Source organism: Streptomyces sp. NPDC091279 (assembly GCF_044757465.1).
Lineage (GTDB): Bacteria > Actinomycetota > Actinomycetes > Streptomycetales > Streptomycetaceae > Streptomyces.
On sequence record NZ_JBIVVA010000003.1, the window covers coordinates 696,320 to 709,421 of the forward strand.

Consider the following 13,102-nt stretch of genomic DNA (forward strand, 5'->3'; position numbering starts at 1 on the left):
GACTCGGCGGGTTTTGACGGTGCGTAGTCTGTGCGCCATGCAGACCACCGGGAACCGAGTGACGCAGGGGGACGTCATGCTCCTCGGTGCAGTACGGGTGAATGAGGAAACGACCACATCCGTACTTCGGGGGGACCGGAAACCAGCCGCCGTTTCCAGGCGCGCAAAGGTGCGCCTGCCCGAGGAGTAGTCGTTCGATGAGCGAGCACCGTCGCAAACCGCCGCAGCCGCAGGGAGGCGGACGTGCCGCGGCCCGACGCGGCCAGTCCGGCTCGTCCTCCGGCCGCCGTGCGGCACCGCGAGGCGCCACCGGGTCCCCGTCCGATTACGGGCTGGGCCAGGAGCCGATGGACGAGGAACGGTCGTACGGCGGCCGTGCCGAGTCCAGGCGCGCCTCACAGAGAAGTGGAGGGGGCCGTCGCAAGGCGGCCGAGCCCGCCCGTGGGGGGCGCCGCGGCGCACCGGGCGGCCCGAGCGGGCCCGGACGGGGCAGAGGCCGCCCCGCTGATCCCGGCAAGAAGCGTTTCATCGACTATCCGCGGGCAGGCAAGTACGGCGTCGCCCGCTGGCTGCCGTCCTGGAAGATGGTGACCGGGCTCTTCATCGCCTTCTTCGGCGGCCTGATCGCGGTCGCGGGTGTCGGGTACGCCGTCGTCGGTGTCCCGGACATAGACAAGACGGCCAAGGCCCAGAACAACGTCTTCTACTGGTCCGACGGCTCCCAGATGGTGTCCACCGGTGGTGAGATAAACCGTCAGAATCTCAACTACGCGCAGATCCCCAAGGAGATGCGGTACGCGGTCATCTCGCAGGAGAACAAGACCTTCGAGACCGACAAGGGCGTCGACCCCAAGGGCATCGCGCGCGCCTTCTTCAACATGGCACGTGGCGGCCAGGTCCAGGGTGGCTCCACCATCACCCAGCAGTACGTGAAGAACGCCATGCTCAACGACCAGTCGCAGACCATCTCCCGCAAGTTCAAGGAGATCCTCGTCTCGATCAAGGTGGGTTCCACGGAGCCCAAGGAAAAGATCATGGCGGGGTACCTGAACTCCGCGTACTTCGGCCGTAGCGCCTACGGTCTCCAGGCGGCCTCGCGCGCCTACTTCAACAAGGACGCCAAGGACCTCAAGCCGGACGAGTGTGCCTTCCTGGCGGCGATGCTCAAGGGCGCCACCTACTACGACCCCGCGGGCAACCCCTCGATCGACCCGACGAACGCCACACGTGAGGCCAACACCAAGCGGGCCACGCGGCAGATGCAGGACACCCTCGACAAGATGGTCGAGTACGGCCACCTGGACGCCACGGAACGGGCGAAGTACACCACGCTCCCCAAGCTGGAGAACCCCCGTTCCAACTTCCGGCTGAGCGGCCAGGTCGGCTACCTCGTCGACCTCGCCAAGGCGTACCTGGTCAACAACACGGACATCAGCGCCGACGAGATCCAGCGGGGCGGCTACTCGATCTACACGACCTTCGACAAGAAGAAGGTCAAGGAACTCGAAGCGGCCGTCACGAAGGTCCAGAAGGCCAACATCAAGCCCGAGCAGCGTCCGAAGACGGACACCCACGTCCAGTTCGGCGGTGCCTCGGTCGATCCGACGACCGGTGCCATCAAGGCGATCTACGGCGGTGAGGACGCGACCAAGCACTTCACCGACAACGCCGATGTCACCGGCGCCCAGGTCGGCTCGACGTTCAAGCCGTTCGTGCTCGCCGCCGCGATGAAGTGGGGCGTGCGGAACCCGAGCCTGGGCGACGAGCAGGCCCAGGACGAGCGCACCAAGGTCTCGCCGAAGAGCCTGTTCAGCGGTAAGAACGGGCTCAAGATCAAGAAGTACGACGGGACGGTCTGGAAGAACGAGGAGGGCAAGGAGTGGCTCCAGACCAATGACGGTCAGCAGAACTACGGCACTCCTCCCAACTACAAGATCGACCTCCGTGAGGCGATGCGGGAGTCGGTGAACTCCGCGTTCGTGCAGCTCGGCATGGATGTCGGCCTGGACAAGGTCAAGGACGCCGCCATCGACGCCGGCCTCAAGGAAGACAGCCTGGCCGGCACCAGCTTCCCGTCGTTCTCCATCGGCATCTCCGACCCGAGCGCCATCCGCATGGCGGGCGCGTATGGCACCTTCGCGGCCAGTGGCGAGCAGCGCGATCCGTTTTCCGTCACGAAGGTCACCAGCAAGGACGGCACGGACTACGAACACACGGACAAGATGAAGCAGGCCTTCACCCCGCAGGTCGCGGACAACGTCACCGACGTGCTGAAGACCGTGGTGGAGAAGGGCACGGGTACCAACGCCGAGCTGTCCGACCGTGCGGTGGCAGGCAAGACCGGTACCACCGACGGCAACAAGTCCGCCTGGTTCGTGGGCTACACCCCGCAGCTGTCCACGTCGATCACCATGTTCCGGTACGACGACGACGAGTCGCAGAAGAACCGCACGTTCCTGGAGATGTTCGGTACGGGTGGCCAGAAGAAGATCCACGGCGCGTCCTTCCCCTCCGAGATCTGGCACGACTACATGGAGCAGGCGATGAAGGGCCTGCCCGTGAAGGACTTCCCGACTCCGGAGCCGATCGGTGAGGTCGTCAACGCCGACCCGACCCCGACGCCGACCCCGACGCCCACCGAGACCGAGTCGGAGACGCCGACTCCGACGCCGACCCCGACGCCCACCGAGTCGGAGACGACTCCGTCGCCCTCCGCGTCCGAGACCTGCCGGTTCAGCTGGCAGTGCGAGGACGACGGCGGTACTGACGGAAGCACCTCCCCGTCCCCGACGACCTCGGAGACGGACGGCACCGGGGACACCCGAGGCAGTGACAGTGGGGGCTTCTTCGGAGGCCCCGCCGGTTAAGCACCGTTTCGCCCGCTGAGCGACGTTTCACGTGAAACATCGCTCAGCGGGTGTTTCACGTGAAACGTGGGCCGTCGCACTCATCCGGTGCGGTGGCCCTCGGCGTATTCCCAGGCGCGTACGGCAGGATGTGCGCCATGCCCAGTGCTGAATCGACGCAAGTGAGCGCGCACGAACCGGAGCCGGTCCTGCCGACCAGGGAGGACCCGGTCTCCCGGTCCGGGAGTGAGCTGATCGGCGGCCCTCTGGGGCGTTACGCCCTGACCGGGTCGTCCTGGTGGACGCCCGTGCGGATCGTCGCGCTCGTCGCGATCGGGATGTTCGCCCTGGGCCTGATCCAGAAGGCGCCCTGCTACAACGGCGCCTGGTTCTTCGGGGCCAGTTCGCAGTACACCAAGGCGTGCTACTCGGACATCCCGCACCTGTACCAGGGGCGTGGCTTCGCCGACGGGCTCGTGCCGTACTTCGACAAGCTCTCCGGCGACATGCCGTACCTCGAATACCCGGTGCTGACCGGTGTGTTCATGGAGGTCGCCGAGTGGCTCACCCCGGGCAGTGGCACCATCCAGCACCAGGAACAGTGGTACTGGATGGTCAACGCCGGGATGCTGATGGCGTGCGCGGCCATCATCGCCGTCAGCGTGGCCCGCACACAGCGTCGGCGCCCGTGGGACGGCCTGCTGGTCGCCCTGGCACCCGCCTTCGCGCTGACCGCCACCATCAACTGGGACCTGCTGGCCGTCGCCCTGACGGCTGCGGCGATGCTGATGTGGTCCCGGAGCCGCCCGGTCGCGTTCGGCGTCCTCCTGGGGCTCGCCACGGCCGCCAAGCTCTACCCCGTCTTCCTGCTCGGCCCGCTGTTCGTGCTGTGCTGGCGGGTCGGCAAGTGGCGGGACTTCGGTAAGGCCCTGGCCGGCACCGTCGTCGCCTGGCTCGTGGTGAATCTGCCGGTGATGCTCCTCGCTTGGGACGGCTGGGCGCAGTTCTACCGCTTCAGCCAGAGCCGAGGCGTCGACTTCGGATCGTTCTGGCTGATCCTCGCCCAGAACTCGACCAGCCCCCTGAACACCGAGACCGTCAACACCCTGGCCACGCTGCTGGTGCTGCTCGGCTGCGTGGGCATCGCGGCGCTCACTCTGACCGCGCCGCGTCGGCCGCGGTTCGCGCAACTCGCCTTCCTGGTCGTCGCGGTGTTCATCCTCACCAACAAGGTCTACTCGCCGCAGTACGTCCTGTGGCTGGTGCCGCTGGCCGTCCTGGCCCGGCCCAAGTGGCGGGACTTCCTGATCTGGCAGGCCTGCGAGGTCCTGTACTTCCTGGGCATCTGGATGTACCTCGCCTACACGACCAGCGGCGACGCCCACAAGGGCCTGCCGCAGGACGGCTACCACTGGGCGATCGCCGTGCACCTGCTCGGCACGCTGTACCTGTGCGTCATGGTGGTGCGCGACATCTTCATGCCGGAACGGGACCCGGTGCGCAGGTCCGGCGACGACGACCCGTCAGGAGGCGTGCTCGACGGCGCCCAGGACGTCTTCGTGCTCGGCGCGGCCGCCCGCTCGGCGCGGTACGAGGCGTCCGTCGAGGGGACGCCGGTGGAGTGGGGAGGCCCGGGTACGGAGTCTCCCACGGACCGTTCGCTCTGAGCGAACAGGCCGGGAACCGCTGCGCCCAGCCACGTCCACGACGAAGGGCCGTACTCGGATCAGTCCGGGTACGGCCCTTCGTTCTGCCCGTGTCCGTGCGGCTCAGCGGTCCATGATGCGGTCGAACTGCGTGGTGGTGTGCCGCAGATGGGCCACCAGCTCCTCGCCGACGTGCGGCTCGGGCGCGTCCGACGGCACGAAGAGGATCGACACCTGCATGTGCGGCGGCTCGGCGAACCAGCGCTGCTTGCCACCCCAGACGAACGGCGACAGATTCCGGTTGACCGTGGCGAGACCGGCCCGGGCGACGCCCTTGGCACGCGGCATGACGCCGTGCAGCGCCTTGGGGGCCTCCAGACCCACCCCGTGCGACGTACCGCCCGCCACGACCACCAGGAAGCCGTCCGAGGCCGCGCGCTGCTGGCGGTAGCCGAAACGGTCGCCCTTGGTGACGCGCGTGACGTCCAGGACCGCCCCGCGGTACTCGGTCGCCTCGTGGTCCCCCAGCCACAGCCGCGTGCCGATCCGGGCGCGGAACCGGGTCTGCGGGAACTGCTGCTGCAACCGGGCGAGTTCATCGGCCTTGAGGTGGCTCACGAGCATCGTGTGCAGCGGGAGCCGGGCCGCGCGCAGCCGGTCCATCCAGCCGATGACCTCCTCGACGGCGTCCGTGCCGTCGGTCCGGTCCAGCGGCAGGTGGATGGCGAAGCCTTCGAGGCGGACGTTCTCTATGGCGGCGTGCAGCTGCGGCAGATCCTGCTCGCTGATCCCGTGCCGCTTCATCGAGGACATCACCTCGATGACCACCCGGGCACCCACCAGGCCGTACACCCCGTCCACCGACGACACCGAGCGGATCACCCGGTCGGGCAGCGGGACGGGCTCCTCGCCGCGTCGGTACGGCGTCAGCACCAGCAGGTCACCGCCGAACCAGTCCTTGATCCGCGCGGCCTCGTACGTCGTTCCGACGGCCAGGACGTCCGAACCGAGGCGGGTGGCCTCCTCCGCCAGCCGCTCGTGCCCGAAGCCGTAGCCGTTGCCCTTGCAGACCGGGACGAGCGCCGGGAACTGCTCCTGCACGTGCTTGTGGTGCGCCCGCCAGCGCGCGGTGTCGACGTAGAGCGTGAGCGCCATGGCCGGACCTGGGACCTTTCTCGTGGCTGCGGTGTGTCAGAGGTATGGAATCACTGAACGTGATGTCAGCGGCGTGACATGTAGATGTCGAGCGCCTTGTGGAGCAGCTTGTTGAGCGGGAAGTCCCACTCCCCGAGGTACTCGGCCGCTTGGCCGCCGGTGCCGACCTTGAACTGGATCAGGCCGAAGAGGTGGTCGGTCTCGTCCAGCGAGTCGGAGATGCCGCGCAGGTCGTAGGCGGTCGCGCCGAGCGCGTAGGCGTCGCGCAGCATCCGCCACTGCATCGCGTTCGAGGGCCGGACCTCGCGGCCGATGTTGTCGGAGGCGCCGTAGGAGTACCAGACGTGCCCGCCGACGATCAGCATGGTCGCCGCCGACAGGTTCACGCCGTTGTGGCGGGCGAAGTACAGCCGCATCCGGTTGGGGTCCTCGGAGTTGAGGGCCGTCCACATGCGCTGGAAGTACGAGAGCGGACGCGGCCGGAAGTGGTCGCGCACGGCCGTGATCTCGTACAGCCGCTGCCACTCCTCCAGGTCCTGGTAGCCACCCTGGACGACCTCGACACCGGCCTTCTCGGCCTTCTTGATGTTGCGGCGCCACAACTGGTTGAAGTTCTTGTGGACCTCTTCCAGGGACCGGTTGGCCAGCGGCACCTGGAAGACGTAACGGGGCTGTACGTCTCCGAAGCCGGCCCCGCCGTCCTCGCCCTGCTGCCAGCCCATCCGGCGCAGCTTGTCGGAGACCTCGAAGGCGCGCGGCTCGATGAAGTCGGCCTCGATGTCCCGCAGCCGCTTCACGTCCGGGTTCTGGATGCCCTGCTTGATCGAGTTCGCGTCCCAGCGCCGGATGATCACCGGCGGGCCCATCTTCACCGAGAAGGCGCCCTGGTGCTTGAGGTGCGCGAGCATCGGTTCGAGCCACTCGGTGAGATTCGGCGCGAACCAGTTGATGACCGGGCCCTCGGGCAGATAGGCGAGGTAGCGCTTGATCTTGGGCAGCTGCCGGTAGAGGACGAGCCCCGCGCCGACCAGTTCGCCGTTGCGGTCGTCGAACCAGCCGAGGCTCTCGGAGCGCCACTCCGCCTTGACGTCGGCCCAGGCGGGAACCTGCATGTGGCTCGCCGACGGCAGGCTCTGGATGTACGCCAGATGCTGCTCGCGGCTGATCGTCCTCAGGGTCAGGCTCATTCGGGGCGCTCCTCGGGCTGGTGTGTCCCCATGGGTACAGGGGCTCCGGCTCTCGCGGCGAAGCCTACTGCGCCGTGCGAGCGCCCTGGATGGGCGTACGGAAGCGGCGCCCCGGCCCGCGGGCAGCCGGGGCGTTCCGTGGTGCTTTGTACGGCCTTGGGGAAACGGTCCCCGAGGTGTCAGCCGACGATCCCGCCGAACAGACCGCCGTGGGCCATGCCGAGGAAGAAACCGACCGCCGAGGCGCCCATCCCCACGATGAGCCCGAAGCGCTCGCGCGTCGTCACCGAGATCCACTGGCCGTACGCCCCGGTGAGGATGCCCACCAGACCGGCCCAGGAGCTGATCAGGTGCAGGCTGTGGAACATCGCCGTGACGAAGGCGAGGACGCCCAGCACCAACGTCACCGCGAGCAGTGTGTCCTGGAGAGGGTGGGACTTTCCGTCCGTGGCGAAGAGTCCGCCGACGGTGTTGGGTCGCAATGCCTGTGCCATGAGGCACCTCCTGCGGAAGACGGCGCACCGTAGCGCCATACACACCCGATGTGTACAAGTTGACTGCCCGAGGGGCCGGATTTCAACCGGAAGCCGCCGTGCGGGTAGTCTGTACCGTCTGCACCGGTGTCTGCCCGGACAGTGCCCGGGATTCGTCCCAGGCCAGACCGGGGTTTCCGTTCGCGGCCCCCGATTGTCAGTGGTGGCCGATACCGTTGCGCACGCATCACAACCCTCCTGCCACGGAACGACCGTGGCCGCTGAGTCCAAAGGAGGTGGGTTCTACATGCGTCACTACGAGCTGATGGTCATCCTCGACCCCGATCTGGAAGAGCGCGCTGTCGCCCCCCTGATCGAGAACTTCCTCTCCGTCGTCCGTGAGGGCGACGGAAAGGTCGAGAAGGTCGACACCTGGGGCCGTCGTCGTCTCTCGTACGAGATCAAGAAGAAGCCCGAGGGCATCTACTCGGTCATCGACTTGCAGGCCGAGCCTGCGGTCGTCAAGGAGCTCGACCGCCAGCTGAACCTGAACGAGTCGGTCCTCCGGACCAAGGTCCTCCGCCCCGAGAACCACTGAGCTCTCCCGCTCAGCTGATCTCGGGATTCGAGTAGCAGCACCAAGCAGCCAGCAGCAAACCCGCCGAGAGGTTCCCCCATGGCAGGCGAGACCGTCATCACGGTCGTCGGCAATCTTGTCGACGACCCCGAGCTGCGCTTCACCCCTTCCGGTGCGGCCGTCGCGAAGTTCCGTGTCGCGTCCACGCCCCGGACCTTCGACCGTCAGACGAACGAGTGGAAGGACGGCGAAAGCCTGTTCCTCACCTGCTCGGTCTGGCGTCAGGCGGCCGAGAACGTCGCCGAGTCGCTCCAGCGAGGCATGCGCGTCATCGTGCAGGGCCGGCTGAAGCAGCGGTCCTACGAGGACCGTGAGGGCGTCAAGCGCACGGTCTACGAGCTGGACGTCGAGGAAGTCGGCGCCAGTCTCCGCAGTGCCACGGCGAAGGTGACCAAGACCGCCGGTGGCGGTCGCGGTGGCCAGGGTGGTTACGGCGGCGGTGGCGGTGGCGGCCAGGGTGGCGGCGGCTGGGGTGGAAACTCCGGCGGCGGCCAGCAGGGCGGCAGCGCTCCCGCAGAAGACCCGTGGGCGACCGGCGGTGCTCCCGCCGGTGGCAACCAGCAGGGCGGCGGCGGTGGCGGCGGCTGGGGTGGAAACTCCGGCGGCGGCGGTGGCGGCGGCTACTCGGACGAGCCCCCCTTCTAGGGCTGGGCCCGCATCCCCACTTCTTGATCACACAGGAGAATCACATGGCGAAGCCGCCTGTGCGCAAGCCTAAGAAGAAGGTCTGCGCATTCTGCAAGGACAAGGTCACGTACGTGGACTACAAGGACACGAACATGCTGCGGAAGTTCATTTCCGACCGCGGCAAGATCCGTGCCCGCCGCGTGACCGGCAACTGCACGCAGCACCAGCGTGACGTCGCCACGGCCGTCAAGAACAGCCGTGAGATGGCGCTGCTGCCCTACACCTCCACCGCGCGATAAGGGAAGGGTGACCGAAACATGAAGATCATCCTCACCCACGAGGTCTCCGGCCTCGGTGCCGCGGGCGACGTCGTCGACGTCAAGGACGGTTACGCTCGCAACTACCTGATCCCGCGGAACTTCGCTATCCGCTGGACCAAGGGTGGCGAGAAGGACGTCGAGCAGATCCGTCGCGCTCGCAAGATCCACGAGATCCAGACCATCGAGCAGGCCAACGCGATCAAGGCCCAGCTCGAAGGTGTGAAGGTCCGTCTGGCCGTCCGCTCCGGCGACGCCGGTCGTCTCTTCGGTTCCGTCACCCCGGCCGACGTCGCTTCGGCGATCAAGGCTGCCGGTGGCCCCGAGGTCGACAAGCGCCGCATCGAGCTGGGCACGCCGATCAAGACCCTGGGCGGTCACGAGACGTCCGTGCGTCTGCACCCCGAGGTTGCCGCCAAGGTCAACATCGAGGTCGTCGCGGCCTGATCGCCGCGCTTGGCTTGAACAGCTGAGAGAAGGGCCGTACCCAGCCGGGGTACGGCCCTTCTTCGTGCTTTCTGTGGGGGACGTTGAGCAGAGGCACGGGTTGAGGTGGAGAGAGATGCGACGGGGTGGAGGCACCGGTCGTGGTGGCGCGTCGACCGAGGTGGCTGGAACGGCCGAGGGGCGCGGCGGGCGGGGTGTTCCGCTCGGCCATGTTTCACGTGAAACGTGAGTGGGAGGAAGCGTCTATTCAGTAGACGCTTGCCGTGCCTGTTAGCCAACCTGGTCGGCCATCGAGTCAGAGGTTGGTCGAGGCGGTCGGTGTTTCACGTGAAACACCGACCGCGTGCGAGGCGCCGATCGCGTCGAGCACGGACCGCGTCGAGCGTCGACCGTGCCGGGTACCGAGAGCAACGGGTGTTGAGTGCCGGGCCTCGGACTTCGTTCAGCGCGTCGCGCCCGTCACGATCCAGCGGCCGGAGCGGGTGCGCAGCCACAGGGTCGCCATGCGCACGGTCATCATCAGCGTCATGGCTGCCCACAGCGCCGTGAGCCCACCGCCGACCGTCGGGACGAGCAGCGCGACAGGGGTGAAGGCGGCCAGAGTGATCAGCATCGCCCAGGCCAGATACGGGCCGTCGCCCGCGCCCATCAGGACGCCGTCCAGGACGTAGACGATGCCGCAGATCGGCTGGGCGAGAGCCACGATCACCAGAGCGGGCAACGCGGCGTCCTTGACGATCTGGTCACCGGTGAACAAGGTCAGGAAGATCGGCCGGGTGGCCACCACCAGCAGACCGAGGACGACGCCGACCCCGATGCCCCACTGCACCATGCGGCGGCAGACGACACGGGCGCCCGCGGGGTCGTCGGCCCCGAGGTAGCGCCCGATGATGGCCTGCCCGGCGATCGCGATGGCGTCGAGGGCGAAGGCGAGCAGGCTCCACAGGGACAGGATGATCTGGTGAGCCGCGATCTCCGCATCGCCGAGCCGGGCGGCGATGGCCGTGGCGATCATCAGGACCGCCCGCAGCGACAGGGTGCGGATCAGGAGCGGCACGCCCGCCTGGGCGGAGTTCCGTATCCCCGCGAGGTCGGGGCGCAGGGAGGCACCGTGCCGACGGGCGCCCCGGACGACCACGACGAGATAGACGCCGGCCATGCCGCACTGGGCGATGACGGTGCCCCAGGCGGAACCGGCGATGCCGAAGCCGACGCCGTAGACGAGGAGTGCGTTGAGGAGGCCGTTGGCGACGAAGCCGGCGCCGGCGACGTACAGGGGCGTCCTGGTGTTCTGGAGGCCGCGCAGGACACCAGTCGCCGCGAGGACGACGAGCATGGCCGGGATGCCGAGTGCGGAGATGCGCAGGTACGTGGTCGCGTAGGGGGCTGCGGTGTCGGAGGCGCCGAAGAGCTCGACCAGGGACGGTGCCGTGGGCAGGACGACGGCGATGACGGCGGCGCCGAGCAGGAGCGCGAGCCAGATGCCGTCCATGCCCTGGCGGATGGCGGCCTGTAGATCATCGGCTCCGACGCGCCGGGCGACGGCTGCGGTAGTGGCGTAGGCAAGGAAGACGAAGACGCTCACGGCTGTCGTGAGGAGGGCCGAGGCGACGCCGAGTCCGGCGAGTTGGGCAGTGCCGAGATGGCCGACGATGGCGCTGTCGGCCATGACGAAGAGGGGCTCGGCGACGAGTGCGCCGAAGGCCGGGACGGCCAGTGCCACGATCTCTCGATCGTGCTGTCGCCGGGCGGCCCTGGTGGGCGCGGGAGCCTGTGTCATGAGCATCAATGTAATCATCCACAGGTAAGAGATGCAATTCTCTTCTGACCCTTACATGTGGTCCTGTGGTGCGCTCTTTCGCGCAGCGTTCGAAGAGATCTTGCCCCGATGGCGAAACTTTTTCTTCTGCACAGCCAGTGGATGGGAAAATTGCTGGTCAGGAGGGTGGAGGGCGAGTCAACGCGACCTTGTTCACAGAGCTGTCCACCGGGTCGTGCACAGGTTTCGGCGAGTTCTCCACAGCATCAGGCCCGTCGTCCACATGGCCTGTGGATAACCAGATTGGCTGAGGGGTCCCACCGGCCTACCGTAGTCCCGCGCCCACTCCGTCCGTCGGCCGGGAAACCGTCACAAAACCGACGCGCCCGAACCGGAGTTGGGCCTCTTATTTGTCAGTGCCGTGCCGTAGAAATGTGGGGCACGGCTAGGTCCGCACGGCGGACGGGAGGAGGTGGCTCGGTGAGCGTTTCCGAGCCCTTGGACGACCCGTGGGCCGACAGCGGACCGAGTGATCGGCTGCCGGCTTCCCGCCGCCGCGGTGACGGGTCCCGCGGCCGCGACGACCAGCACGACCGCGGTCGGGAGAACGGTGAGTGGGAGGGCGGCGGCACTGCCTTCGAGCGCGTGCCCCCGCAGGACCTCGATGCCGAGCAGTCCGTCCTCGGCGGCATGCTCCTGTCGAAGGACGCCATCGCCGACGTCGTAGAAGTCCTCAAGGGCCACGACTTCTACAAACCGGCCCACGAGACGATCTTCCAGGCGATCCTCGACATCTACGCGAAGGGTGAGCCGGCCGACCCCATCACGATCGCCGCCGAACTCACCAAGCGCGGCGAGATCAACAAGGTCGGCGGGGCGTCGTATCTGCACACCCTCGTCCAGACGGTGCCGACGGCGGCCAACGCCGAGTACTACGCGGAGATCGTGCACGAGCGCGCGGTCCTGCGCCGCCTGGTCGAGGCCGGTACCCGCATCACCCAGATGGGTTACGCAGCCGACGACGACGTCGACGAGATCGTCAACCGCGCCCAGGCCGAGATCTACGCCGTCACCGAGCAGCGCACCAGCGAGGACTACCTCCCGCTCGGCGACATCATGGAGGGCGCGCTCGACGAGATCGAGGCGATCGGTTCGCGCAGCGGCGAGATGACGGGCGTGCCGACCGGTTTCACGGACCTCGACTCACTCACCAACGGGCTGCACCCGGGTCAGATGATCGTCATCGCGGCCCGCCCCGCCATGGGTAAGTCAACCCTCGCGCTGGACTTCGCCCGGGCCGCGTCGATCAAGAACAACCTGCCGAGTGTCATCTTCTCCCTCGAAATGGGCCGCAACGAGATCGCGATGCGTCTGCTGTCCGCCGAGGCGCGGGTCGCGCTGCACCACATGCGGTCGGGCACCATGACGGACGAGGACTGGACGCGGCTGGCGCGCCGGATGCCCGAGGTCTCCTCCGCGCCGCTCTACATCGACGACTCTCCGAACCTGTCGATGATGGAGATCCGCGCCAAGTGCCGTCGGCTGAAGCAGCGCAACGACATCAAGCTCGTGATCATCGACTACTTGCAGCTGATGCAGGCGGGCGGTTCCAAGCGGTCCGAGAGCCGTCAGCAGGAGGTCTCGGACATGTCCCGAAACCTCAAGCTGCTGGCCAAGGAGCTGGAGGTCCCGGTGATCGCGCTCTCGCAGCTCAACCGAGGTCCCGAGCAGCGGACGGACAAGAAGCCGATGGTGTCCGACCTGCGTGAGTCGGGTTCCATCGAGCAGGACGCGGACATGGTGATCCTGCTGCACCGCGAGGACGCCTACGAGAAGGAGTCGCCGCGCGCGGGCGAGGCCGACATCATCGTCGGCAAGCACCGTAACGGCCCCACGGCGACGATCACGGTGGCTTTCCAGGGCCACTACTCACGGTTCGTGGACATGGCACAGACCTGATTCGGGCGTGTAGGGTCTCAGATTTCGCTGCACAGTCTCACGTTCCGCT

The 13,102-nt window shown here is 67.5% G+C and carries 11 protein-coding genes; 7 read left to right on the forward strand and 4 right to left on the reverse strand.

The features are described 5' to 3' along the window. The first annotated feature begins 197 nt into the window (after window positions 1–197). Together ACIQOU_RS10050 and ACIQOU_RS10055 are read left to right on the forward strand one after the other, a co-directional pair. Window positions 198–2,867 carry a transglycosylase domain-containing protein gene (locus tag ACIQOU_RS10050; protein ID WP_401535664.1) on the forward strand — a complete coding sequence of 890 codons (2,670 nt, stop codon included), beginning with the start codon at window positions 198–200 and terminating at the stop codon, window positions 2,865–2,867. A 137-nt stretch (window positions 2,868–3,004) separates the two neighbouring features. Continuing rightward, entirely contained in the window at window positions 3,005–4,513 is a 1,509-nt protein-coding gene (locus tag ACIQOU_RS10055) for a glycosyltransferase family 87 protein (protein WP_401535665.1), read from the forward strand. Window positions 4,514–4,615: 102 nt separating this feature from the next. Here the strand turns inward: ACIQOU_RS10055 and ACIQOU_RS10060 are convergent, their stop codons facing one another. The 3 genes from ACIQOU_RS10060 to ACIQOU_RS10070 all read right to left on the reverse strand — a co-directional run bounded on the left by ACIQOU_RS10060 (window position 4,616) and on the right by ACIQOU_RS10070 (window position 7,328). Further along, on the reverse strand, window positions 4,616–5,647 hold the full coding sequence (locus ACIQOU_RS10060; protein WP_401535666.1) for an alanine racemase: 1,032 nt from the start codon (window positions 5,645–5,647) through the stop codon (window positions 4,616–4,618). Window positions 5,648–5,712: 65 nt separating this feature from the next. Next, window positions 5,713–6,834, reverse strand: coding sequence for a peptidoglycan bridge formation glycyltransferase FemX (gene femX, locus ACIQOU_RS10065; RefSeq protein ID WP_401535667.1), 1,122 nt, complete (start codon window positions 6,832–6,834; stop codon window positions 5,713–5,715). Window positions 6,835–7,013: 179 nt separating this feature from the next. Then, the gene (locus tag ACIQOU_RS10070) at window positions 7,014–7,328 is read right to left on the reverse strand and encodes a hypothetical protein (RefSeq protein WP_401535668.1); all 315 of its coding nucleotides are present in this window, start codon (window positions 7,326–7,328) and stop codon (window positions 7,014–7,016) included. A gap of 286 nt (window positions 7,329–7,614) precedes the next feature. Between ACIQOU_RS10070 and rpsF the strand changes: the two genes are divergently transcribed. From rpsF to rplI, 4 genes are all read left to right on the forward strand, one after another. Beyond that, window positions 7,615–7,905, forward strand: coding sequence for a 30S ribosomal protein S6 (rpsF, locus tag ACIQOU_RS10075; RefSeq protein ID WP_401535669.1), 291 nt, complete (start codon window positions 7,615–7,617; stop codon window positions 7,903–7,905). Window positions 7,906–7,983: 78 nt separating this feature from the next. Beyond that, a complete protein-coding gene (locus ACIQOU_RS10080; protein ID WP_401535670.1) occupies window positions 7,984–8,589 on the forward strand; it encodes a single-stranded DNA-binding protein in 606 nt (201 codons plus the stop codon). Between the two features lie 44 nt (window positions 8,590–8,633). Next, window positions 8,634–8,870 carry a 30S ribosomal protein S18 gene (gene rpsR / locus ACIQOU_RS10085; protein WP_003949403.1) on the forward strand — a complete coding sequence of 79 codons (237 nt, stop codon included), beginning with the start codon at window positions 8,634–8,636 and terminating at the stop codon, window positions 8,868–8,870. An 18-nt stretch (window positions 8,871–8,888) separates the two neighbouring features. Then, a complete protein-coding gene (gene rplI / locus ACIQOU_RS10090; protein WP_401535672.1) occupies window positions 8,889–9,335 on the forward strand; it encodes a 50S ribosomal protein L9 in 447 nt (148 codons plus the stop codon). A gap of 442 nt (window positions 9,336–9,777) precedes the next feature. Here rplI and ACIQOU_RS10095 read toward each other — a convergent pair whose 3' ends face one another. Next, a complete protein-coding gene (locus ACIQOU_RS10095; protein WP_401535674.1) occupies window positions 9,778–11,115 on the reverse strand; it encodes an MATE family efflux transporter in 1,338 nt (445 codons plus the stop codon). A gap of 459 nt (window positions 11,116–11,574) precedes the next feature. Between ACIQOU_RS10095 and dnaB the strand changes: the two genes are divergently transcribed. Further along, entirely contained in the window at window positions 11,575–13,053 is a 1,479-nt protein-coding gene (gene dnaB, locus ACIQOU_RS10100; protein WP_401535677.1) for a replicative DNA helicase, read from the forward strand. The last annotated feature ends 49 nt before the right edge of the window (window positions 13,054–13,102 follow it).

Coding starts and splice junctions, on each gene's coding strand:
- ACIQOU_RS10050 (WP_401535664.1), top strand. CDS start 198: ATGAGCGAGCACCGTCGCAAACCGCCGCAGCCGCAGGGAGGCGGACGT.
- ACIQOU_RS10055 (WP_401535665.1), top strand. CDS start 3,005: ATGCCCAGTGCTGAATCGACGCAAGTGAGCGCGCACGAACCGGAGCCG.
- ACIQOU_RS10060 (WP_401535666.1), bottom strand. CDS start 5,647: ATGGCGCTCACGCTCTACGTCGACACCGCGCGCTGGCGGGCGCACCAC.
- femX (WP_401535667.1), bottom strand. CDS start 6,834: ATGAGCCTGACCCTGAGGACGATCAGCCGCGAGCAGCATCTGGCGTAC.
- ACIQOU_RS10070 (WP_401535668.1), bottom strand. CDS start 7,328: ATGGCACAGGCATTGCGACCCAACACCGTCGGCGGACTCTTCGCCACG.
- rpsF (WP_401535669.1), top strand. CDS start 7,615: ATGCGTCACTACGAGCTGATGGTCATCCTCGACCCCGATCTGGAAGAG.
- ACIQOU_RS10080 (WP_401535670.1), top strand. CDS start 7,984: ATGGCAGGCGAGACCGTCATCACGGTCGTCGGCAATCTTGTCGACGAC.
- rpsR (WP_003949403.1), top strand. CDS start 8,634: ATGGCGAAGCCGCCTGTGCGCAAGCCTAAGAAGAAGGTCTGCGCATTC.
- rplI (WP_401535672.1), top strand. CDS start 8,889: ATGAAGATCATCCTCACCCACGAGGTCTCCGGCCTCGGTGCCGCGGGC.
- ACIQOU_RS10095 (WP_401535674.1), bottom strand. CDS start 11,115: ATGACACAGGCTCCCGCGCCCACCAGGGCCGCCCGGCGACAGCACGAT.